Origin of the sequence: Deinococcus wulumuqiensis R12 (assembly GCF_011067105.1) — a bacterium.
Classification (GTDB): domain Bacteria; phylum Deinococcota; class Deinococci; order Deinococcales; family Deinococcaceae; genus Deinococcus; species Deinococcus wulumuqiensis.
This window is the reverse complement of sequence record NZ_CP049357.1, coordinates 1,576,744-1,597,538: the sequence shown is the minus strand read 5'-3', so window position 1 is coordinate 1,597,538 and position 20,795 is coordinate 1,576,744. Positions and strand designations below refer to the sequence as shown.

At 68.8% G+C, this 20,795-nt stretch carries 20 protein-coding genes, 1 tRNA gene and 2 riboswitches; of the genes, 10 read left to right on the top strand and 11 right to left on the bottom strand.

The genetic code is table 11. The annotated features are described in order from the left end of the window. Positions 1–31: 31 nt before the first annotated feature. From G6R31_RS07785 to G6R31_RS07770, 4 genes are all read left to right on the top strand, one after another. On the top strand, positions 32–1,129 hold the full coding sequence (locus tag G6R31_RS07785; protein WP_029732924.1) for a CPBP family intramembrane glutamic endopeptidase: 1,098 nt from the start codon (positions 32–34) through the stop codon (positions 1,127–1,129). Positions 1,130–1,206: 77 nt separating this feature from the next. Next, complete coding sequence (locus tag G6R31_RS07780; RefSeq protein ID WP_229659240.1) at positions 1,207–1,998, top strand: hypothetical protein; 792 nt, start codon at positions 1,207–1,209, stop codon at positions 1,996–1,998. Positions 1,999–2,303: 305 nt separating this feature from the next. Further along, positions 2,304–2,801, top strand: coding sequence for a ribonuclease E activity regulator RraA (rraA, locus tag G6R31_RS07775; protein ID WP_017869066.1), 498 nt, complete (start codon positions 2,304–2,306; stop codon positions 2,799–2,801). Further along, positions 2,798–3,979: a sensor histidine kinase gene (locus G6R31_RS07770; protein ID WP_017869065.1), complete on the top strand. Its 1,182-nt coding sequence runs from the start codon at positions 2,798–2,800 to the stop codon at positions 3,977–3,979. The genes rraA and G6R31_RS07770 overlap by 4 nt, the downstream gene beginning before the upstream one ends. Positions 3,980–4,053: 74 nt before the next feature. Here G6R31_RS07770 and crtI read toward each other — a convergent pair whose 3' ends face one another. Together crtI and G6R31_RS07760 are read right to left on the bottom strand one after the other, a co-directional pair. Continuing rightward, positions 4,054–5,700: a phytoene desaturase family protein gene (gene crtI, locus G6R31_RS07765; protein WP_017869064.1), complete on the bottom strand. Its 1,647-nt coding sequence runs from the start codon at positions 5,698–5,700 to the stop codon at positions 4,054–4,056. A 77-nt stretch (positions 5,701–5,777) separates the two neighbouring features. Further along, a complete protein-coding gene (locus G6R31_RS07760; RefSeq protein ID WP_017869063.1) occupies positions 5,778–6,704 on the bottom strand; it encodes a phytoene/squalene synthase family protein in 927 nt (308 codons plus the stop codon). Positions 6,705–6,973: 269 nt separating this feature from the next. Between G6R31_RS07760 and G6R31_RS07755 the strand changes: the two genes are divergently transcribed. From G6R31_RS07755 to G6R31_RS07745, 3 genes are all read left to right on the top strand, one after another. Continuing rightward, positions 6,974–7,807 (top strand): phage holin family protein, encoded by an 834-nt coding sequence (locus tag G6R31_RS07755; protein ID WP_017869062.1) that lies wholly within the window; start codon positions 6,974–6,976, stop codon positions 7,805–7,807. Between the two features lies 1 nt (position 7,808). After that, positions 7,809–8,660: a hypothetical protein gene (locus G6R31_RS07750; protein WP_029732793.1), complete on the top strand. Its 852-nt coding sequence runs from the start codon at positions 7,809–7,811 to the stop codon at positions 8,658–8,660. A gap of 112 nt (positions 8,661–8,772) precedes the next feature. Beyond that, complete coding sequence (locus tag G6R31_RS07745; protein WP_017869060.1) at positions 8,773–9,171, top strand: Fur family transcriptional regulator; 399 nt, start codon at positions 8,773–8,775, stop codon at positions 9,169–9,171. A gap of 42 nt (positions 9,172–9,213) precedes the next feature. On the opposite strand, the gene G6R31_RS07740 is transcribed toward G6R31_RS07745, so the two are convergent. The 4 genes from G6R31_RS07740 to G6R31_RS07725 form a co-directional block, all read right to left on the bottom strand. Then, positions 9,214–10,341: a glycosyltransferase family 4 protein gene (locus tag G6R31_RS07740; RefSeq protein WP_017869059.1), complete on the bottom strand. Its 1,128-nt coding sequence runs from the start codon at positions 10,339–10,341 to the stop codon at positions 9,214–9,216. Beyond that, a complete protein-coding gene (locus G6R31_RS07735) occupies positions 10,334–11,224 on the bottom strand; it encodes a bifunctional 5,10-methylenetetrahydrofolate dehydrogenase/5,10-methenyltetrahydrofolate cyclohydrolase (RefSeq protein ID WP_017869058.1) in 891 nt (296 codons plus the stop codon). Before G6R31_RS07735 ends, G6R31_RS07740 begins: the two co-directional genes overlap by 8 nt. A 17-nt stretch (positions 11,225–11,241) precedes the next feature. After that, complete coding sequence (purH, locus tag G6R31_RS07730) at positions 11,242–12,777, bottom strand: bifunctional phosphoribosylaminoimidazolecarboxamide formyltransferase/IMP cyclohydrolase (protein WP_017869057.1); 1,536 nt, start codon at positions 12,775–12,777, stop codon at positions 11,242–11,244. 59 nt (positions 12,778–12,836) lie between these two features. Next, positions 12,837–12,920, bottom strand: a riboswitch (ZMP/ZTP riboswitch). 119 nt (positions 12,921–13,039) lie between these two features. Further along, complete coding sequence (locus G6R31_RS07725) at positions 13,040–13,603, bottom strand: hypothetical protein (protein ID WP_017869056.1); 564 nt, start codon at positions 13,601–13,603, stop codon at positions 13,040–13,042. A 105-nt stretch (positions 13,604–13,708) separates the two neighbouring features. Here G6R31_RS07725 and G6R31_RS07720 point away from each other — a divergent pair, with 105 nt between their 5' ends. Continuing rightward, entirely contained in the window at positions 13,709–14,296 is a 588-nt protein-coding gene (locus G6R31_RS07720; protein WP_017869055.1) for a hypothetical protein, read from the top strand. 243 nt (positions 14,297–14,539) lie between these two features. Here the strand turns inward: G6R31_RS07720 and G6R31_RS07715 are convergent, their stop codons facing one another. Then, entirely contained in the window at positions 14,540–15,529 is a 990-nt protein-coding gene (locus tag G6R31_RS07715) for an alpha/beta fold hydrolase (protein ID WP_017869054.1), read from the bottom strand. Beyond that, positions 15,526–16,857, bottom strand: a complete 1,332-nt coding sequence (locus tag G6R31_RS07710; protein ID WP_017869053.1) for an O-acetylhomoserine aminocarboxypropyltransferase/cysteine synthase family protein — start codon at positions 16,855–16,857, stop codon at positions 15,526–15,528. Before G6R31_RS07710 ends, G6R31_RS07715 begins: the two co-directional genes overlap by 4 nt. Before the next feature lie 139 nt (positions 16,858–16,996). Continuing rightward, positions 16,997–17,091, bottom strand: a riboswitch (SAM riboswitch). Positions 17,092–17,263: 172 nt separating this feature from the next. Here G6R31_RS07710 and G6R31_RS07705 point away from each other — a divergent pair. After that, a tRNA-Ile gene (locus G6R31_RS07705) sits at positions 17,264–17,340 on the top strand. A 344-nt stretch (positions 17,341–17,684) separates the two neighbouring features. On the opposite strand, the gene G6R31_RS07700 is transcribed toward G6R31_RS07705, so the two are convergent. Then, complete coding sequence (locus G6R31_RS07700) at positions 17,685–19,040, bottom strand: M1 family metallopeptidase (RefSeq protein ID WP_017869052.1); 1,356 nt, start codon at positions 19,038–19,040, stop codon at positions 17,685–17,687. After that, positions 19,037–19,510, bottom strand: coding sequence for an NUDIX domain-containing protein (locus tag G6R31_RS07695; RefSeq protein WP_017869051.1), 474 nt, complete (start codon positions 19,508–19,510; stop codon positions 19,037–19,039). The genes G6R31_RS07700 and G6R31_RS07695 overlap by 4 nt, the downstream gene beginning before the upstream one ends. Positions 19,511–19,605: 95 nt before the next feature. On the opposite strand from G6R31_RS07695, the gene G6R31_RS07690 reads away from it, so the two are divergent. Then, the gene (locus G6R31_RS07690) at positions 19,606–19,923 is read left to right on the top strand and encodes a hypothetical protein (RefSeq protein WP_017869050.1); all 318 of its coding nucleotides are present in this window, start codon (positions 19,606–19,608) and stop codon (positions 19,921–19,923) included. A 264-nt stretch (positions 19,924–20,187) separates the two neighbouring features. On the opposite strand, the gene G6R31_RS07685 is transcribed toward G6R31_RS07690, so the two are convergent. Further along, a complete protein-coding gene (locus G6R31_RS07685; protein ID WP_017869049.1) occupies positions 20,188–20,736 on the bottom strand; it encodes a phosphoribosyltransferase family protein in 549 nt (182 codons plus the stop codon). Between the last annotated feature and the right edge of the window lie 59 nt (positions 20,737–20,795).

Below are 20,795 nucleotides of genomic sequence, written 5' to 3'. Positions count from 1 at the left end.
GCCGCCCCGCCCCGCGCTACCCTGACCCCAGATGACTGCCCCGGACCGCCCGCCGTCCCCGCCTGCCCGGACCGAGGAGCAGGTGACGCCCGCCGTCCCCGCCACGCCCCGTCCGGTCTGGCCGGAGGATGTGGAAGTCCAGCCCGCGCCCCCCGAGACCCAGCCGAATCCCCCGGAGAACGGGCCGCAGATCACCGCCCTCAGCGGCAGCCGCGCCGCCCTGACGCTTCTGGTGGTGCAAAACGTGGTGTCGGCCCTGGCGATGGGGGTCTGGCTGCCGCTGGGTCCGGGTGGGCAGACGGTGCGCGTCGGGCTGGGGTTGCCGCTGGGCACGGCGCTGCTGCTGTCGTTCGCCGTCTCGGTGGGCGTGGCGCTGACCGCCTTCAGGCCGAGCATCGCCGCGCTCCGCTCCGACACGCGCTGGCGCACGCCGCCGTCGTGGGGCACGGCGCTGGCGGCCTTCGTGCTGGCGTTTCTGGCGTCGCGGGCCTTCGTGGTCGCCTACGTGATGCTGGTGCCGAGCGCGTCCGACACCGTGCCGCAGTTTCTGTCGCGGGGGCTGGACGTTTTGCCGCTGGTGCTGGCGGCGGGGCTGCTGATTCCCTTCGCCGAGGAAGTCGCCTTCCGGGGCCTGATGATGCGCGGTCAGGAGCGGGCCGCCGGTTTCGGGGTGGCGGCGGTGGCGAGCAGCGCGGCGTTTGCCCTGGCGCACGGGGTTCCGGCGAGCATCGTGGGCATCGTGCCGCTGGCCTACGTGCTGGCGCGGCTGACCCAGCACACCGGCAGCCTGTGGAACGCCGTCATCGTCCACGCCCTGAACAACCTGCTGGCGGTGATCCTGGGCCTGTTCCTGCTCGGCAAGGCGGCCCAGAGCCAGAGCAGTGAGCTGCTGGCGAGCGAGGCGCTGCGTGTGCCGGTGGCCCTGGTCGCCCTGGTGTTCGGCGGCGCCGTGCTCACGGTCTTGCACCTGTGGCTCACCCCCCGGCCCGACCCGCAGGAGCGCCGTGCCCCCGGCCCCTGGGTCAGCGCCTCCTACGTGGTGATGGTGCTGTTCGGGCTGGCGATGGCGCTGCTCAGCTTCCCGGCGGTGCAGCGCCTGCTCGACTCGCCCGGTTCCGTCCTGCGCTGACCCTGGGCCGGGCTTGCCCAGGGGGAGAAGGTGTCCCGTCCTCGCCGGGCGGCGCCCCCGCGCATTACAGTTCCCTGGTGCCTGCTTCCTCCCGTTCCCGCACATCCGCCCCCCAGCCCGTTCCCGAACCGCCGCTGCCCGCCGAGGTGCTGACCCGGCCCGCCCCCTTCGGGGAGGCGGCGGTGCGCTCGGGCGCCGGGGTGTACTGGGGGCCGGTGGTGGTTGCGGCGCTGCTGTCGGGGCTGAGCTACGCGCTGCTGCTGCGGCCGGGGCTTGACCTCGCGGCGCAGGCGGCGCGGGCCGCAGGTCAGGGGGCACAGGTCACGCCGCCGCTGCTGACCCACGTGACCAACGCGTTCGGCAGCGTCTTTCTGACCGCCCTGACCTTCGGGCTGATGTGGGGGCTGGGTCTGCTGGGTGGCCGGGTGGCCGGGCAGCGGGGAGGCCCAGGAAGAGAAGCGGCAACCGCACCGGGCGAGACGCGGCCCCTGCCCGTCGCTCAGGTGTTCAGCGCGACGTTTACCCTGCCCATCCTGCTGAGCCTGCTGACCGTGGCGCTGACCCTGCTGACCCCGGCGGCGAGCTGGGCGCCCGACCCGGCACAGGTGGCCGCCGCGCAGGGGTCGCCGCTCGCGCTGCAACGGGCGGCGCTGGCGAGTGCGGCGCAAACCCCGGCGGCGCTGGTGCTGGTGCTGGGAACGCTGCTCGGCACGGCGGCGCAGTGCGTGCTGGCGGGCCGGGCGCTGCGCGGCGCCGGAGCGGGGGCCGGGGCGTGGCCCGCCGCGCTGCTGCCGCTGCTGCCCGCGCTGGGCCTCCAACTTCTGGGCTTGCTGCCTCTGCTGCTGGCACGGTTTGCGCACGCGGGCTGATACGGATTCCGATTGAATCTGGTCGTTTCAGATTCAATCCGACTTGCAAAGCTGCGCAGCAGAGCGGATGCGAGTAGGAAGAAATACGGATTCTGCGATATGGATGCACAGGCGGCGCCTTCCCAACTGTATAGGCCCGACTGTGCAGGAATGAAGCGGAATCCGTATGATGTCTGGCGCCGGACCCGGACGCCCCATCCGGCTTTCCGTCCCGTATCAATCGGCAGCCGTACCACCCAGGCGCTGCACCCAAACGTAGACCTGGGGGGCTGAACTCGGCGGGCCGGGACGCTAGCCTGAAGGTCATGCCCGACTTCACACCGACCACCGACCTGAGTGACGCCTGGCCACAAGCACAGGTGGCGGCGCCCGTCTTTCGCGATTTCGGAGGCCGGGTCCGTTTTCAGGGTGAAGCCGTGACCCTGCGCGTGAGCGACAACAACCCGCTGGTGCGCCAGACGCTTCAGACGCCCGGCGAAGGCCGCGTGCTGGTCGTGGACGGCGGCGGCAGCCTGAACTGTGCGCTGCTCGGCGGCAACCTGGGGATCTTCGGTGTCGAGAACGGCTGGGCCGGAGTGATTGTTCACGGCTGCGTGCGCGACACCGCCGAGTTGCGCGGCCTCGACCTCGGCATTCGGGCGCTGGCGGCGCACCCCCGGCGCAGTGGCAAGCGGGAAGAGGGAGAGCGCGACGTGCCCCTGACCTTCGCGGGCGTGACCGTTCGCCCCGGTGACCGGGTGGTGGCCGACGAGGACGGGTGGCTGGTCCTCGGCGCGGACCTGGTCCCAGAGCCGAAACTGTGAGCGAGGGCCTCGCCCCGGCGGACGCCCGGCCCGCCGTGTTCGTGGTGTCGCCCGCAGCGGAGTACGCGACCGTGCTCGCCGCCGAGTTGCCGGGCGCCGAGGTGCGCTGGGTGCCCGACGGCGACCAGCTGCTGCGGGAGGCCCACGCCCGGATTCCCCAGGTGGCAGTTCTGTACGACCGGGTGCCGGGCACGCCGCTGCCCCAGGTGCTGGGCATCCTGCGGCAGCGGGCCGAACTCGCCGCCACACACTGGCTGGCGGTGGGGTCTTCGGGGCTGGGCGAACTGCTCGGCGCCGGGGCCGACGCGCTCATCGGCGACACCACTCCGCCCCAGGCACTCGCCGCCCAGGTCCTCACCCTGCTGCGCCGCGCCTCGCAACAGACGCAGCTGCACGAACGGGTCGAACGTCTGCAGGGCCGCCTCGACACCTGGGAACACGACGAGCAGGTGCGCGACCAGCTGGTGCATATGCTGGTCCACGACCTGAAAAACCCCATCGCGGCGGTGATCGGCCTGCTTCAGATCATCGAGGAGGACGCCGGACTCTCGGACGAGTCGCGTGAGCTGCTGCGGCTGTGCCGGGACGAGTCGCAGCACCTGCTGCACCTGTCGGTGAACATGCTCGATGTCCGCAAGATTCAGGCGGGCAAGATGAACCTGCGGCGCGAACTGATGTTCAGCCCGATGTTCGAGGAAGTCATCGAACTCGCCCGGGGCGACGTGGGCAGCGCCCTGCGCGAGCGCCGCCTGAGCGTGCAGGTGGCCCGCGACCTCAGTCCGGTCAGCGCCGACCCCGAGATTTTGCGCCGGGTGCTCGCCAATCTGCTGAGCAACGCCCTCAAGCACAGCCTGAGTGGAAGCGGCATTTTCGTGAACGTGCAGCCCGAGCGACAGGGCGGGGGCGTTCTCATCAGCGTGCGCGACGAGGGCGAGGGCATTCCCGCCGAGGACATCCCCAACCTGTTCGCCGCCTTCGAGCAAAGCCGCCTGACCCTGCATGGCCGCTTCGACACCGGCATGGGCCTGGCCTTTTGCAAGATGGCCATCGAGCAGCACGGCGGGCGCATCTGGGTCGAGTCGGTGCGCGGCGAAGGCTCCGAGTTCTGCATGACGCTGCCCTATGCCCAGGACGTAGAGGACGACGAGGACGACGATTACGCCGAGCTGCTGATCTGACGGCGGCGTCCGTATGGGTTTTGGACAAGGCGACGGCCCGCGTTCTCAAGGGCGCGGGCCGTCGCCTTGATTCTTCAGCGCCGGATGTCGGCGTGAATACCGAAGTCCTCGGCGATGAGCCGCGCCGTCATCTTGGCCGACATCATCACGCTGGGGGTGCCCGCGCCCGGCTGCGCCCCCGCGCCGACGAGGTAGAGGTTGCGCACGTCCTCGCTGCGGTTGTGGGGGCGGAAAAAGGCGCTTTGGACCAGTTGCGGCTCCGGCCCGAAGGCGTTGCCCAGGTAGCTGTCGAGCGTGCCTTCGAAATAGTCGGGCGTGACGAACTCGAAGTGGGTCAGCCGCCCGCGCAGCCCCGGAATCAGCCCCCGCGCCTCGATGTCGGCCAGCGCGGCGTCGGCCAGCCTCGGCCCTTCCACCTTCCAGTCAATCCCGCTGCCGTTGTGCGGCACAGGAACCAGGGTGTAGGCGGCGTGGTGTCCGGCGGGAGCGAGGTCCGGGTCGGTGAGTGTGGGCACATGCAGGTACTGGCTGAAGTCCTCGCCCAGCACCTTTTTGCCGAAAATCTCCGTGAGCAGCGCCTCGTAGCGCGGTCCCAGCAGAATGTTGTGGTGCTTGAGCGGCAACTCGTCCCCGCCCCGGAAGCCGAAGTACACCACCAGCAGGCCCATGCTCTGCCGCGCCGCCCGCACCCGCAGGTCGGAATTGACCAGCCGCGCCCGCGCCGGAACCCGCTTGAGGTAGGTGTTGGCCCAGTCGCCGTTGCTCGCCACGAGGTCGGCCTCAAGCTCCTCGCCGCTTTCGAGCCGCACGCCCCGCGCCGTCCGCTGGCCGGGCAAGCGGCCGTCCACCACAATCTCCTTCACCCCGGCCCCGTACCGAATGGTCCCACCGAGTTCCCCGAACTTGCGCACCAGCCCGCGCACCAGCGCCCCGGTGCCGCCGAGGGCGTAGTGAATGCCCCAGGTTTTCTCGACAAAGTGAATCATCGCGTAGATGGCGGGCACGTTCAGCGGGTTGCCGCCCACCAGCAGCGTCTCGAAGGAAAAGACCTGCCGCATCTTGTCCGACTGGAAATATTTGGACGTAAAGGAAAACAGCGTCCGCACCGCGTCGAGTTTCAGCAGGTCCGGCACCACCCGCAGCATGGTGGGCACGTCGCCGAAGTGGGTGTACCCCAGTTCCAGAAAGCCACGCCGGAAGATGGCCTCGGCGTCGGCATGAAAGCGCTCGTAGCCCGCGAGGTCCTGCGGCGCGAGTTCGGCAATCTGGCGCCGGGTGCTGTCGGGGTCGCCGTCGTAGTCGAAAAAGGTGCCGTCGTGAAACACGATGCGGTAGAAGGGCAAAATCGGCACCAGGGTGACGTACTCGCTCGTGCGGGGGCCACCGCTCACGCCCCCCCTGACCCGCTCGCCGCTCAGCACCTCCGGCGGGTAGTCGGGGGCGTCCAGGTGGGCGCGGTCCCGCTCCAGCGCGAACAATTCCTCGATAAAGTGCGGCACGGTGATGACCGTCGGCCCCATGTCGAACACGTAACCGTCAGGCGTGCGCTTCTGGTAGGCGCGGCCCCCCGGCCCGTCCAGCCGTTCCAGAATCGTGGTGTCGAAGCCCAGGCTTTGCAGCCGGATACCGAGCGCGAGGCCGCCGAAGCCCGACCCGACGACCAGGGCCGTCTTGCGGCGGGTGTAGGGCGAAGGAGCAGGCCAGGGAAGAGGGGATGTCATGACTGTGAACCTCTGAACATGTAGAAGAGAGAAAGTGTAAAGAGAGAAAGGGGAAGAAGGTGCAGGCCGGGCGCGGGTCAGCCGTGGGCGGCGTCCAGCGTCCGCAGTTCCCACCACGCCTGCGGCAGCATCAGCAGCTTGCGCCGTCCGCTCACGTAGGCGCGGCGACCAAAGTTGTCGTATCCGGCACGCTCCAGGTCGTCGAGAATGCCCTCGTAGGCGCGGGCGGCGGTCAGCACCGCCAGCGGGCCGCGTCCTTCCAGCCGGGGAATCCCGGCGCGGCCCTCGGCGTACCCCTCGCGGGCCAGGTCGCCGAGGTGCCGCATCAGGGCGCGGTAGCCGGGGCCGAGGGGTTCACCCTGGCGGCAGCGTTCGAGCGCGGCGCGGGACAGGCCGTACTCGGCCAGCAGGCTCTGCGGCAGGTAGACCCGCCCCCGTCCCAGGTCCTCGCCCACGTCGCGCAGGACATTGGTGAGCTGCATCGCCTGCCCGAGTTGCAGGGCGTAGTGAAGGGTTTCGGCGCCGCCCCGGTAGCCGCTGATGGGCGCGACCATGAAGCCCACCACCCCGGCCACCCGCCGGCAGTAGAGCAGCAGGTCGTCCAGCTCGTGGTACTCGTGGCCGCGCAGGTCCATGTTCAGGCCCTCGTGCAGTTCGGCAAAGGCGCTGTGCGGAATGGGGTAGTGGGCCACCGCCCAGGCCAGCGCCCGGCTGATGGGGTCGTCTGCCGGGTGCCCCGCGAACGCCGCGTCGATGCGGCCGCGCCACTCGCGCAGTTCGTGCCCGCTGTCCCCGCTGCCCGCTTCGTCCACGATGTCGTCCCCGGCGCGGCAGGCGGCGTACACCGCCCACACGGCGGCCCGCTCGGGCGGAGAAAACAGGCGCGACCCCAGGTAGAAGGTCTTGCTGTGGTGGCGCGTCAGGTCCCGGCAAAACTGCACCGCCTGTGCCAGTGGGGGGCGGCACAGTTCGGTGCTGGGCAGGGCAGGCGAAAATTCCGTCACGTTCAGGTCCCTCCCTGGCAGTCTAAGAGACGGCCTGCGCTCAGATCTCGCGCCCGCTTACAGAAAACCGGTGTGCTGACGAACGGAAAGCAAGCGGGCGCCAGCAGAGGGCCGCAGTGAAGAGCAGTGAAGAGCAGGGAAGAGGGGAAAACGGGAACAGGGGAAAAAGTGTGTTGACGTTTCCTTTGGGGTAACGGCGCACAGACGTTTCTTTCACTATGCTGGGGCAGAAGCTGCTCCTGTGTGGGCACGAAGCTTGGAGGAAGCACATGGAAGAACGCAAGAGTATGGGAAGCGCACTGGTCGACGTGTTCGACGCGGGCGTGGTTCTCGTCAAGTCCGAAATCAACGCGCTGGGCCGCAAGGTCGGGGAAATTGCCAAGGCCAAGGGCATCGGCGTCGTGTTGCTGCTCGCCGCGCTCGGGCCGCTGCTGCTGGGCCTGATTTTCCTGATCCTGGCCGTGTTCTACGGTCTGATGCGTCTGGGCCTCGCTGCCTGGGCCGCCGCACTGGTCATCGCACTCGTCAGCCTCGCCATCACCGGCGCCCTGATCGCCCTGGGCCTGAAAAAGCTCAGCTCCGAGGTGGACACCGAAATGCCCCGCCGCCCGGTCAACATGGGCAGCTCCGAATCCCAGGGCGCCCAGTCTGTGGGTGGTCAGGCCGCAGGTGGCCAGTCCGCTCACGGCGTGCCCGCCACCTCGCTGAAGTACTCCGTGCCCGCTGCGGCGGCGGCGCCCGCCGTGTCTGCTGGCACTTACGGTGGCTCTCACAGTGATGTGTCCTACAGCAGCGTGGCCCACAGCGGTGCGGTGTCGGGCAGCGTGCAGCCCTCGGTGGAAGGCGCCGCTCGCGTCCCCGTCTACGAGAGCGACGCCGATGGCCGCGCCCACATGTACGGCGACCGCCTCAACGAGAAGCTGGACGGCGACCACCACCACGACCCCAACCTGCAAAACCCCGTCGTGCTGCGTGACGCCCCCGGCATCGCCGTGAGCACCACCCCCACCTTCCGCGAAGACATGCGCCGCGAGGGACTGAGCGTGGATGACGTGCCCCCCACCGACCCCCAGCAGACCAAACCCGGTCAGGGAGGCCACTGAGATGGCAGATTCCAGCGAGCGTAAGGTGCAGACCATTCAGGCCCAGCCGGCCGTGACCCATGAGCCTGTGCCCGCGCAGCCCCAGGGCGCGGCCAGCCAGGGCGCCGAGCAGGGTCCGATGATTTCCGACAGCCTCGTGCGCGTGGGTGAACACACCGACGTGCGCTACCTCAACGAGCAGGAAGAAGCCCGCGAGCGTCTCAAGGCCAGCGTCGACCGCCTGACCGAACAGGCCAGCCTGCAACTTCAGGTGCAGAAAGAGCCTCTGAAGATGCTCGGCGGCGCCTCGGCCGTCGGCGCGGTGGTCGGTCTGGTGCTCGGCCGCCAGTTGCGGCGTTCCAAGAAGGTCTACGTGGACGCCCACAGCCCGGTCAAGCACCAGCGCGAGTTCGTCAAGGCGCAGAAAAAGGCCCAGCAGAACAACAAGACCAACGTGGGCGGCGCCCTCGTCGCCACGCTCGGCACCCTGGCCGTCAGGATGCTGACCGACAAGGTGCTGGCGCCCAAGCTCGAACAGGTCGCCAATGGCCTGCTCGACAAGGCCGGACAGCCCAAGAGCGACGCGCGGACCCCTGCCGCGTCCAACGCCAACATGACGGCGGCGGCCAGCACTGCCAGCCAGATTCCTGCGGCCAACCGCACGGGCGCCGTGTCCCAGGACCAGTCGCGCCAGTCGCAGGCCACCATGCATGTGGCTCAGGCGAGCGGCATGGCCCAGCCGCAGCCCGGCGTCCACTACACCGCCAACCCGGTGCATCCCGGCGTCGTGCCGATTCCCGACAGCACCGTCGAGGCCAAGGCCCAGGGCACCCCGATCAGCGAAGAGCAGAAGGCCAACCCCAACCTGCCCTGAGCGGTTCCTGCTTCGCAAGCGGCTCCCTGCGGGGGGCTGCTTTTTTTTGCCTGCCCGTCGCCGCTGTGAGGGGAATTCCGGTTCCAGCGCCGCGCTTTGCTACCCTGCCGTCATGACTGCCAGCCGCAGCACCCGCCAGCGTGACGTGATTGCCCGAGTCCTGAGCGACGCGCCCGGTCCACTCGGGGTGTCCGACGTTCACGCGCGTGCCCAGGCCGAATTGCCCCGGTTGGGGATCGCCACGGTGTACCGCACCCTCAGGCTGCTGACCGAGCAGCGCCGCATCCATCCCGTTTTGCTCGATGGCGAAACCCTGTACGAAGCGGCGGGCCGGGGGCACCACCACCATTTCAGCTGCACGCGCTGTGGCCGGGTGTTCACCCTGCACTCCTGCCCGGTCAACCTGCCCGACGGTGCCGTCTACCCTGGCGGCTTCGTGGTGGAGGCCCATGAGGTCACGCTCTACGGTCAGTGCCCGAAGTGCGCGGCGGGCGCAGCGGCAGGCGGCTGACCCCGACCCCCGACCCCCGATACTGGAGACGCTGGAAAGGCGTCAGGCCCGGCCCGCGCCCAGTCGCGCCGCTTTCGCAAAGGCCCGCGCCACCTGCTCCACCGTGCGGGCCAGGGCGTGATGCTCCAGCACCCATGCCCGACCAGCCGCCCCCAGCTGCCGCGCCTGGGCGGGGTGGGCCGCCAGCGCCCTGAGCGCCTGGGCCAGCAGCGCGGGTTGCGGCGCGACGAGGAGGCCCGTCTGACCGTCCTGCACCAGTTCGCGCTGCGCGGGGATGGGCGTGGTGACGATGGGCAGCCCGGAAGCGAGCGCTTCTAGCGTCACCAGAGACTGGTTCTCGGCCAGGGTGGGTTGCAGCAGCACGTCGGCGGCGCGGTACAGGTCGGGCATGTCCCAGCGGCGGCCCCAGAACTGGATGTGTTCACGCCCCTGCGCCAGCCGCTGTGCCAGTTGCCCGCCCCCCGAGTCCATGTCACCCACGAACACGAAGTCGATGTCGGGTGTGCGCCGCGCGGCCCAGACAGCGGCCAGCTGGTTTTTTTCAGGTGCGAAGCGGCCCGGAACCAGCACGGTGAAGCGGCGAAAGCCCAGCCTGGCCCGCAACTCCTCGCGCTCGGGTCCGGGCAGGGGGGAAAAGCGGTCCGTGTCCACGCCGTTGGGCACCGCCTGCACGTCCGGCACCTGCAACTCCCGCTGCAAAAAGGCCGCGCCCCAGCGTGAAACGGTCAGGCGTTGCTCGGCCCCGGACAGGTGTTTTCCCTTGGTCTGGCGATAAATCGCGCGGTAGGTGCCCTGAAGCGGCCAGCCGTAGTGGTAGTCGAGCTGGTCGTGAATCACGACGCTGCGGGGCGCCTTGAGCCGGGGCATGAGGGTGCGGTAGGTCGCCGGGTCCCAGACCTGAAGCACCCGCAGGTCGGCGCCCGCCGTGAGGCCGGGCAGCGCCTCCGGCCCAGTGCCGCGCACCACCGCCACCCCCTTTTCCATCAGCTGAGCCGCCCAGCGGTCGAGCGCGGGGGCCGCCGAGCAGTACACCGTCGCCCGCTGGCCGGAGTCGAGCAGGCGAGGCAGCACGTCGAGCAGCCAGACCTCGCTGCCCGCCACGCGGGGGGCGTCGGTGATGACCGCCAGCGTCAGGTCACGCCCCCTGCCACGCGGCGCCGCGTCAGTCATCCACCGGCTCCCCGCGCTGCAACTTCACGCCGCGCACGAGGTTCTGGTACATCAGCGCCGAGGTGAGCGGCCCCACGCCGCCCGGCACCGGGGTCTGCGCCCGCACCGGCAGCCCGGGCGCGGCGTCGCCCACCATCTCGCCGCCCTCCTGCACGTTGATTCCGGCGTCGATGACGACGTGCCGGGGCTGCACCTGATCGGGCCGCAGCAGCCCGGCCCGGCCCACCGCGACGACCACTGCGTCCTGCGGGGCCAGCACGCCGGCGAGATCGCGGGTGTGTTCGTTGCACAGCGTGACGGTGGCCCCCTTGTTGTTCAGCATGAACAGCAGCGGGCGGCCCACCGTGCGCCCCGGCCCGACGACGGCGACGCGCAGACCGCGCAGGTCATCGCCCAGCGCGTCGCGCAGCAGAAAGCGGATGCTGCGCGGCGTGGGCGGCAGCAGCGCCTCCGGTTCGCGCCCGGCGGCAATCAGCGCGAGGTTGGCGGGGGTCAGGCCCTCCACGTCCTTGCGCCAGGCGATATGCAGCAGCGCGGCGTCGGCGTCCAGTCCCTTCGAGAGCGGCAATTCCAGCACGATGCCGTGGACGGCCGGGTCCGCCGAGAGGTCGCGCAGGGTCTGTTCGAGCTGCTCCTGCGTGGCTCCCGCGCCCAGGTCCACCGCCCGGAAGTCCACCCCCAGCTTGCGGGCGCGGCTCTCCTTGCTGCTCACGTACACCCGCGACGCCTCGTCGTCGGAGGCGAGCACGCTCACCAGTTGGGGCCTGAAGGGGGGGTCGAGCTGCGCCCAGGTCTTCAGGTCGTGGCGCACGCCGCGCATCACCCGGTCGGCCAGCGGCTTGCCGAGCAGGGCGGCGGGCGCTGCAGGTTCACTTTCTTTCACGTTTGCCCCGTCCCCATTCAGTGCCGGAAATGCCGCGAACCCGTGAAGACCATGCTGATGCCGAGTTCGTTGCAGGCGGCGATGACTTCGGGGTCGCGCTTGGCGCCGCCGGGTTGCAAGATGGCCGTGACCCCGGCGGCAGCGGCGAGGCGCACCACGTCGTCGAAGGGGAAGAAGGCCTCGGAAGCGAGGACCGCGCCCTGCGCCCCCTCGCCCGCGTTCTGCACCGCACGTTCGGCGGCCCAGATGCGGCTGACCGCGCCTGCGCCCAGACCCACCGTCACGCCGCCCTTGCAGATGGCGACGGCGTTGGAGCGTGCGCCCTTGACCACGGCCCAGGCAAAGCGCAGGTCGTCCCACTCCTGCTCCGTCGGCTGGCGCCCGGTCACGACTTCGGGGCACAGGTCGTCCCAGGGGCGGCGGTCACGCTCCTGCACGGCGAATCCGCCCGCCAGGGGCCGCACGTCCAGCACGCTGACGGCCTCGCTCTGTCCCGCAATCAGCACGCGCAGGTCGGGCTTTTTGGCGGCGAACCACTCCACCGCGTCGGGGGTCACGTCGGGCGCAATCAGGACTTCGAGGAAGGTGCCTTTCATGCTCTGGGCCGCTGCGAAGTCCACCGGCTGGCTGACCGCCACCACGCCGCCGAACACGCTGAGGGTGTCGGCGTCACGGGCGCGTTCCCAGGCCGTCGCTACGTTCTCGGCCACCGCCACGCCGCAGGGGTTGGCGTGTTTGACGGCCACGCACACCGCGCCCTGCTCCTGCGCGGCGAGTTCCTGGCAGAGGCTCCAAGCGGCGTCGGCGTCGGCGTAGTTGTTGAAGCTCATCGGCTTGCCCGCCACCACCTGCGCGTCGATGACCGGCCCCCGCGCATTGCCCCAGCGGTAGATCGCGCCGGGCTGGTGGGGGTTTTCGCCGTAACGCACCTGCGCCACGCGGGTCAGGTGCAGGTCGAGCGTCTGCGGGAGTTCGGTGGGAATGGTGTCGCTTTCGCCCGACAGGTAAGCGGTGATGGCCGCGTCGTACCCGCTGGTGTGCCCGTACGCCTTGGCGGCGAGGCGGCGGCGGTCGGCCTGCGACACTTCGTCCTGCAGGGCCAGCGCGTAGTCGGCGGGGTCCACCAGAATCAGCACCGCTTCGTGGTTCTTGGCCGCCGAGCGGATCATGGCCGGGCCGCCGATGTCGATGTTCTCGATGACTTCGGGGTCGGGTGCGCCCCGGGCCACCGTCTCGCGGAAGGGGTAGAGGTTGACGCACACGAGGTCGATGGTGCCGAAGCTCTGCGCGGCGAGTTCGTCCATGTGGGCCGTGCCGCGCCGCGCCAGGATGCCGCCGTGAATGGCGGGGTGCAGCGTCTTGACCCGGCCATCCATCATCTCGGGAAAGCCGGTCACGTCGCTGACCTGCGTCACACTGACGCCTGCCGCCTGCAACGCCGCGAACGTCCCGCCCGTGCTGAGCAGTTCCCAGCCGCGTGCCTGAAGCTCCTGCGCGAACTCGACGATGCCGGTCTTGTCGCTGACCGAAAGAAGGGCGCGTTTTGTTGCCATTGTTCCCCCAGAAAAAAAGGGACGCTCCTTGCCTTCTCCGCGAGGGGTGAGGAAAAAGAGGGTCCGACCCAGGCGCACGGTCTCGGTGATGTTCGGAAAGCTCCCCTGTGGTGGCCCACTTTGCGCCAGTCACCTTCCGCAAACGCCGCCAGTGTAGCCCATCGGCATAGAGACATAGCCCCTGACGCCCAAAGAAAAGGGGCAGAAAGACCGCTGTCTCTCTGCCTACCTCCTCTCTGCCTACCTCGAAAGTTTTAAGCCTTCAGTTGCTGTTGCCGCTGCCGTCGGGCGAGGGGGTCAGCGGCGCGGTTTCCTGGCTCACTGCCGCTGCCCCGCCCTGCTCGCCGCCGATGACCTGGCGCAGTTCGTCCATCACGGCGCGTTCCTTGTCGCTGACCTGCTCGCCGCCGATGCCGAGGAAACCGCCTTCTTTGGCTGCGCCCGCCGTCTTTTCGACCACGTTCAGCAGCATCTGACGGTAGGCGGCGGCGTCCTCGGCGCTGGTTTTGCTGCTCACCAGCCACATGGCCTGACGCACGCCCTCGATGCTCTGGGCCTTCACGTCGTCGAGGTTCTTGGTGTCCTGCTTGGGCAGGTCCTTGGGGTCGGGCGGGGTGCCCATCAGGTCAGCGGCCATCGCTTCCATCAGCGGGGTGCGGGGGGTGCCGCTCACGCCTTCGCGCACGGCGGCGGCAATCGCCTGCGCCTCAGCGACCAGACCGGTCAGACCGCTGGGGCTGGCGGCCACCACGGCGGCTCCGGCGCGGCCCGGCGCGGTCATGACTTTCAGCCACTCTTCCTGGGTGAAGTTGTCTTTTACGCTCATGCGGCCAGCTTAGGGGCGGGGGCGGGCCGGGGGAATTGTGCATTCGTTGGGACTCGCCGGGCCTCTTGTCAGGAAGTCATCACCGTGGCCCGCTAGTTTCGCCTCATGCGCCCCTTCCTTCCGCTGCTCCTTCTCGGCTCACTGGCGAGCGCCGCCCAGGTGACGCTGCGTGAGGGGCAAACCGGCACACTCGGTTCCCGGCAGTTGCAAGTGCTGGAGGTGCAAGACCGGCGTTGTGGCCCCACTGAAAATTGCCCCGCCGATGTAATGGCGCGGGTACGGGTCCGTCAGGGCAATCGGACGACACTGCTCACCCTCAGCTTTCCGCCAGAGCGCGTGCCCCGCTGGAGTGGGGTCGGGGTGGTGGGCGTGTCCTCTGGCCGGGTCATGCTGACCGACCAGCCGCCCGGCAGCGGTCGGGCAGGCCACCGCCTGACGCTAAAAAGGGGCGAAAGCGGGCGGCTGGGACCGCGTGAAATCACCCTCCTCGGCACGGAGACTCGCACCTGCCCGCCCACGTTGCTCTGCGTGCGCCCCAAAGTCACCCAGGTCTATTTGAATGTGCGCTGGGGCAAGCAAAAAAGCTGGCTGGCGCTTGAATCTCCACCTCCGGCTTCTCCCAAAGGCATTCGCCTGACGCAGGCGACGGCTGGCCCCCGCCCGGCGCTGACCTTTTCAGATTTGCCACAGTGAGGCCTTATACGGATTCCGATTGAATCTGGTAGTTTCAGATTCAATCCGAGCGGATGCGAGTAGGAAAAAATACGGATTCTGCGATATGGATGCACAGGCGGCGCTTTCCCGACTGTGCAGGAATTAAGCGGAATCCGTATTAGAGTATTTGACACAGAAAAATACCCTCACCCCTGCCTTCGGCAGGCCCTCTCCCATCAAGGTAGAGGGTCAAAAGCACAGGTCATTCCTTTGTTAAACGCTCTAGCGGTTCAGAAACTCGCTGACCCGTTCCGGCAAGTCCTGCGGGTCCATCAGGAAAGCGTCGTGGCCGTGAATGGAATCCAGTTCCCAGTATTCGCTGCGGGGCAGTTCTCCAGCGCACGCCCTGACCTCGGCAGCGGGATAAAGCACGTCGCTGGAGATGCCGACCACCAGCACCGGCACCCGCACGGCGTTCAGGTCGGCGCGGGTGGGCTGAAAAGCGTCCATCGCCGCTGTTAGGGCGCAGTAGGTCTGCTCGCAGAAACGGGCGTGCAGTTTCTCGCCCTGGTGGTGCAGGTAGGACGTGACGGCGGGCACCCCCGGCACACGTTCGCCCGCCTGGGTGCGGCTGAAGCTCTCGGGGCTGCGGTAACTCAGCATGGCGATTTGCCGCGCCACTTTCAGCCCCTCGCCGCCGGGAGCCGCCCGAATCGCGCTGCGGGCCGCCGTATTCAGCCCGATGGCCCAGGGCGAATGCCGCGCCGGAGCGCCGATAATCACGGCCCTTTCCACCAGGTCGGGGCATTCCAGCAGCCAGGCGTAGGCCAGCATGCCGCCCATGCTCGCGCCGACCACCCGCACCTGCCGCACACCCAGGTGCTCCAGCAGGGCGCGGCCCACGCGGGCCATGTCACGCAGGGTCAGCGGCACTCCGCCCAGTTCGCCCGCGCCCGTCGTCCCCGCGCACCCGCCGAGGACGTTGGCGCAGACGACATAGTCGTTCGACGGGTCCAGCGGCTTGCCCGTACCCAGAAAATCGGGCCACCACTCGTGTACGGCGCTGTCTCCGGTCAGGGCGTGCAGCACCAGCGTGGCGTCTTCCCGCGCTTCTCCGTAGGTGTGAAAGGCCACCCGCACGTCGCTGAGCACGCGCCCGCAGTCGAGGAGCAGCGGCGCGTGCCGGAACAGGGTGACGGTCTGCGGCCCCGAACAGGCCGGTTCTTCGGCCGGGAGCGGGGAAGAGGAGTGGCCCAGGAACACGGCGGTCACGCCCGCTCTCCCTCGCCCGCTTGCGCCAGTGCCTGCGCGAAATCGTCGCAGATGTCCCCGATGTGTTCGATGCCCACCGACACCCGAATGAGTCCCGGCGTGACCCCGGCGCCCGCCTGCGCTCCCTCGTCGAGCTGGCTGTGGGTGGTGCTGGCGGGGTGGATGACCAGCGTGCGGGTGTCGCCCACGTTGGCGACGTGCTGCGCGAGCTTGACCGAACGGATGAAGGCCTCGCCCGCCGCCCGGCCTCCGCGCAGTTCGAAGGTGAGTACCGCGCCCGCCCCGCGCGGCAGGTAGGTCTGCGCCCGGTCGTAGTGGGGGTGGTTGCTCAGGCCGGGATAGGTCACGCGCGTCACGTCCGGGTGCGAGGCGAGCCACTGCGCCAGCGTCAGCGCGTTCTGGGCGTGGCGCTCGGCCCGCAGGCTGAGGGTCTCCAGCCCCTGCAGAAACTGCCACGCCTGCTGCGGCGCGAGGGTGGTGCCCAGGTCGCGCAGCCCCTCGGTGCGGGCGCGGGTGATAAAGGCCACGTTGGGCAGCCCCAGCGCGTTGCCTTGCCCGAACGTCTCCCAGAACTTCAGGCCGTGGTAGCTGGGCGAAGGCTCGGTCATGAGGGAATAACGCCCGTTGCCCCAGTCGAAGTTGCCCCCGTCCACAATGACGCCGCCGATGCCGTTGCCGTGCCCGCCGATCCACTTGCTCGCCGAGTGCGTCACGATGTTCGCGCCGTGTCTGAGCGGCTGGCAGTAGTACCCGCCTGCCCCGAAGGTGTTGTCCACGACAAACGCCACGCCGCGCTCGTGGGCCACCTTCGCCACGCCCTCGAAATCGGGAATGTTCAGCGCCGGATTGCCGATGGTTTCGAGGTACACCGCCCGCGTGCGCTCGTCGATGAGGGCGGCGAAGTCCTCGGGGCGCTCGTCTCTGCCGGTAAAGCGCACCTCGATGCCCAGCCGCTTCAGGGTCACCCGGAACTGGTTGACGGTGCCGCCGTACAGGTTGGGCGAAGACACGATGTTGTCGCCCGCCTGCGCCAGCGTCAGGATGGTCAGCAGTTGCGCCGCGTGTCCGCTCGACACCGCCAGAGCGCCCACCCCGCCTTCAAGCGCGGCCACCCGCTGCTCGAACACGTCGTTGGTGGGGTTCATGATGCGGCTGTAGATGTTGCCGAACTGCCGCAGCCCGAAGAGGTCGGCGGCGTGCTCGGGCGACTCGAACACGTAGGAGTTGGTGGCGTAGATGGGGGTCTGCTGCGCTCCGGTCACGGGGTCGGGGCGCTGCCCGGCGTGGACCTGGAGGGTGTCGAAATGCAGTTTGGTGGCATCGGTCATGGTGACGGCTCCTCGGAGGTGAACGGTCCGGGGCCGCCAGCTACAGGCAACCCCTTCCCGGTGAAGTTTCGAGAAGGGGCACTTGAACATCGTCATCCGCGTGGCCTTCCCGCTTGGTCCCGCCCGGCGGTCATCGTTGACGCGCTTGGGGGGCTGGCCTTGGCACCGTGACGTGATGAGGTCCGGTTGCCGCGCCGTCGTCGAGCCAGGTCTCTCGGGCGCTCTGAAGTGGGTCGCTCCACACGCGGGAGCTGGCAAGGAAGGTAGCGCGGGGGCAGGCCGGTGGTCAAGAAAAGACCCGGGCCGCGAGTGCCCCGGTGCCCCAGCCCTGCCCGTTGACACACTTGGCTCTCCCTGTTATCTTGTTCCCCGCCTGACCGAAGGGAAAAGGCCGAAAAAAAGGGGCGCGAGTGTAGCTCAGCTGGTTAGAGCGCACGCCTGATAAGCGTGAGGTCCCCAGTTCAAGTCTGGGCATTCGCACCAAAAGACTCCCGTCTAGGACGGGGGTTTTTCTTTTGCATCACGGACAGGTTGCCGGGTTTGTACCTCGGCTCTGTACCGTATTCATACGGATTCCGATTGAATCTGGTCGTTTCAGATTCAATCGGACTTGCAAAGCTGCGCAGCAGAGCGGATGCGAGTAGGAAAAAATACGGATTCTGCGATATGGATGCACAAGCGGCGCCTTCCCAACTGTATAGGCCCGACTGTGCAGGAATGAAGCGGAATCCGTATCAGATGCCGTGTTCGCGGGCCAGCTTCTGCAAGTCGGCCTTGCGTGACTCCCAGGGGTGCGGATTTTTCGTTGTGGCCCCTGCTCCCCGCGTTCAGCGTCCGGGCAGGGGCGGCAGTTCGCCGTGTTCGGCCCACAGGCGCAGAGTCTGCTCGGCGGCTGGCCCCAGTTCCGTCTTCACCAGCGTCAGCAGCGCCGCCGCCGAAACCGGGCGGTCTGTGAAGGTGGCGACGTAGGTTCGTAACAATCCTCTGAACGCCGCGTCGCCCACCTCCAGTCGCAGGGCGTGCAGGGCCAGGGCGCCGCGAAAGTAGGCGCTGGCGTCGAACAGTTGTGCTGGCGTCGTCGCCCGGAGGGGTCGTGACGCCTGCGCGGTGAGCACGGCGTACCACTCGGCGGCGAGGGCCTGCCCGTCTGCGCCCTGGCTCTCGGCCCACAGCAGTTCGGCGTAGGTGGCAAAACTCTCGTTCAGCCAGCTGTCGCCCCAGTCGGCCAGCGTGACCCGGTTGCCGAACCACTGGTGCGCCAGCTCGTGCAGCCGCACCCGCTCCTGGTTGGACGCGGCGGGCAGGGTGGTCAGGCCAGCGGTTTCCAGCGCCAGTTGCCGCACCGGCAGCAGGGCCACGCCGTAGACCTCGCCGGGGTAGGGGCCAAGCCACTCGGTCAGCACGCGCAGCATCCGTGCGGTTTCTCCGGCAGGAATGGCCGCCCCGACTGGCAGTCCCGCCGCGTACACGTCCCGTCGCAGCACCGTCTGGTTGCCCAGCCGAACTTCCGGCTCGCTGCGCCGCTGCAAGGCGCCCACGATGAGGCCGAGCGCGTAGGTGGGCACCGGCTCACGCTGGGTAAAGGTCAGGGTCCTGAGTCCGCCACGTTCGGTCTGCGCCGTAAACAGCCCGCTGGCCGCCGCCGAGGCGCCCGCCGGGACGGTGACCCGCACCGTGAAGGTCGCGGGGTCGGACGGGTGGTCGTTGCACGGCAGGAAGCCCCGGGTGCCGTCGGGTTCGCTCAGGGCGTAGCTCAGCCCCCCTTCGGTCTGCCAGCCGGGGCGCAGCGGCAAGTCGGCGCTGCCGCTGCGGGCACCGTTCCCGGCGTAGCTCAGGCGCAGGCGGCCCGTCTCGCCGGGGTGCAGAGGCCGGGGCAACGTCACTTCCACCTTCTGCGCCCGCTGCACCCAGCGCACGCTCTGCCCGTTCCACTGCGCCGCGCTGACCTGCGGCCCCAGCAGGTCGAGGACGACGCGCGTGAGCACTTCGCGGCTGCCGACGGTCAGCGTCACGTCGCCGCTCAGTTCTGGACTTCCGGGGCGCGGCACGGTCAGGTGCAGGTCGTAATGCTGCACGTCCAGGCCGCGCTGCCCGAGTGCCGGAAAAATAGAGTCGCCGACGCTCTGCCCGCAGGCCGCGCCCGCCAGGACCAGCGGAAGCAGCAGCCGTCCGGCGCGCCTCAAATCGGGTAGTAGGCCCGCGCCTTCCCGGCGATAAAGTCGCGGGTGGGCAGCCAGATCAGCGGGTTGCGTTCCTCGCATTCGGGCGGGGGGCCGTAGCGCACCAGACCCTCCACCTGCTCGAACGGCACCCATTTGACGCCCACCACCTCGGGGTCGGTGGGGTCGAGTTCGCCGTGAAACGTGGCGGTAAAGCGGGCGAAGGTCGCAAAGCACTCGTTGCGGGTGCCGGTCAGCAGCTCGCCTTCGAGCAGGCTGACGAATTCGAGGTTGGTGACGTGCAGGCCGGTTTCGACCCGCACCTGCCGCACGGCGGCGTCGGCCAGCGTTTCGCCCGCGTGGGCCTTGCCGCCGGGCAGACCGTAGAAAATCGAGCCGTCGTCCATGCGTTCTTCGACCAGAAGCAGTTCTTCACCCCGCACCAGATAGACGTGGGCGGCCCGCTTGATGGGCAGCGTGCGCGAAAGGTTCATGTGGGGCGCAGCATAGCGCAGCGGCGCCCTCTGCCCGGAAGTTTCTCAAGGCCCGCCTCAGCCGCCCGGCCCCCGGCGCGCTCTACAGTGCCCGCATGACCCGGAGTGATCATGACGAACGCAACGAAATCAGCGGTGAAGTGGTGGACGAAGGCACCACCGGCGAGCTGCTGAACGACAAGCTGAGCACCGAGGCCATCCTGCGCGAGAACGCCGACGAGAGCGGCAACGTCAACGACCAGCCCGGTTTCGACGACGGGCGGCTCGGCGGCAGTGACGGCGAGGACCGCCAGGGTGAACCCAACAACCGCCTGGGCAGCGACCTCGGAGGAGAAGCCCAGGGCGGCGAGGGCACGGGCCGCAGCGGTGGCGTGGACGGCGGCCCCGAGCGCAAGACGCCGCTGCCGGGGTGAAGGGGGTGATACGGATTCCGATTGAATTTGGTCGTTTCAGATTCAATCCGACTTGCAAAGCTGCGCAGCAGAGCGGATGCGAGTAAGAAAAAATACGGATTCTGCGATATGGATGCACAGGCGGCGCCTTCCCAACTGTACAGGCCCGACTGTGCAGGAATTAAGCGGAATCCGTATGAGGGTGGAGAGGTGAGGGGAGAGAGTAAAGAGAAAAAAGCCTGAGCATCGGCCCAGGCCTTCTTTCTTCTTTTTACCCTCCACCCTTCACCCCTCCACCCTCTCCTCCGTAAACAGCGGCAGGTGCCCCAGCGCCGTCACCTCGGGGCGTTCCTGCCCTTCGGTGAAGACGGCGACCACCGCCGCGACCTCGGCCCCCACCTCGTTCAGAATCTCGGTGATGGAGTGCAGGGTGCCGCCGCTGGACACCACGTCGTCCACGATGGCGACGCGCTTGCCGCGCAGCTTGTCCACGTCGAAGCCGTCGAGCACCAGCAGTTGCGGCTTGCCGGTGGTGATGCTGACCACTTCGCGGGCCACCGGGTCGTGCATGTAGGGCTTTTGCGTCTTGCGAATCACGATGTAGGGCTTGCCCGACTCGCGGCTGATGACGTGCGCGAGCGACACGGCCTTGACCTCGGGAGTGACGAGCACCTCGACATCACTGGGCAGCTTGGCCGCGAGCGCTTTGCCCGCCGCTTCGGTCACTTCGGTGTCGCCCAGCATGTTGAACAGGGCCACGCGCAGGCCGCCGGGCACTTCCATCAGCGGCAGGTCGCGCGTGACGTCGCCCACTTGTACGGTGTAGGTCTTCACCGCGCAAGTGTAGCGCCGCCGCCCCCCTCGCCCGGCGCCTCCGGTACACTGGGGACCGG

Bases quoted from the DNA above. Each gene is read 5' to 3' on its own strand.
- G6R31_RS07785 (WP_029732924.1), top strand. From the start codon at position 32: ATGACTGCCCCGGACCGCCCGCCGTCCCCGCCTGCCCGGACCGAGGAG.
- rraA (WP_017869066.1), top strand. From the start codon at position 2,304: ATGCCCGACTTCACACCGACCACCGACCTGAGTGACGCCTGGCCACAA.
- crtI (WP_017869064.1), bottom strand. From the start codon at position 5,700: ATGACATCCCCTCTTCCCTGGCCTGCTCCTTCGCCCTACACCCGCCGC.
- G6R31_RS07755 (WP_017869062.1), top strand. From the start codon at position 6,974: ATGGAAGAACGCAAGAGTATGGGAAGCGCACTGGTCGACGTGTTCGAC.
- G6R31_RS07750 (WP_029732793.1), top strand. From the start codon at position 7,809: ATGGCAGATTCCAGCGAGCGTAAGGTGCAGACCATTCAGGCCCAGCCG.
- G6R31_RS07745 (WP_017869060.1), top strand. From the start codon at position 8,773: ATGACTGCCAGCCGCAGCACCCGCCAGCGTGACGTGATTGCCCGAGTC.
- G6R31_RS07740 (WP_017869059.1), bottom strand. From the start codon at position 10,341: ATGACTGACGCGGCGCCGCGTGGCAGGGGGCGTGACCTGACGCTGGCG.
- purH (WP_017869057.1), bottom strand. From the start codon at position 12,777: ATGGCAACAAAACGCGCCCTTCTTTCGGTCAGCGACAAGACCGGCATC.
- G6R31_RS07725 (WP_017869056.1), bottom strand. From the start codon at position 13,603: ATGAGCGTAAAAGACAACTTCACCCAGGAAGAGTGGCTGAAAGTCATG.
- G6R31_RS07720 (WP_017869055.1), top strand. From the start codon at position 13,709: ATGCGCCCCTTCCTTCCGCTGCTCCTTCTCGGCTCACTGGCGAGCGCC.
- G6R31_RS07710 (WP_017869053.1), bottom strand. From the start codon at position 16,857: ATGACCGATGCCACCAAACTGCATTTCGACACCCTCCAGGTCCACGCC.
- G6R31_RS07695 (WP_017869051.1), bottom strand. From the start codon at position 19,510: ATGAACCTTTCGCGCACGCTGCCCATCAAGCGGGCCGCCCACGTCTAT.
- G6R31_RS07690 (WP_017869050.1), top strand. From the start codon at position 19,606: ATGACCCGGAGTGATCATGACGAACGCAACGAAATCAGCGGTGAAGTG.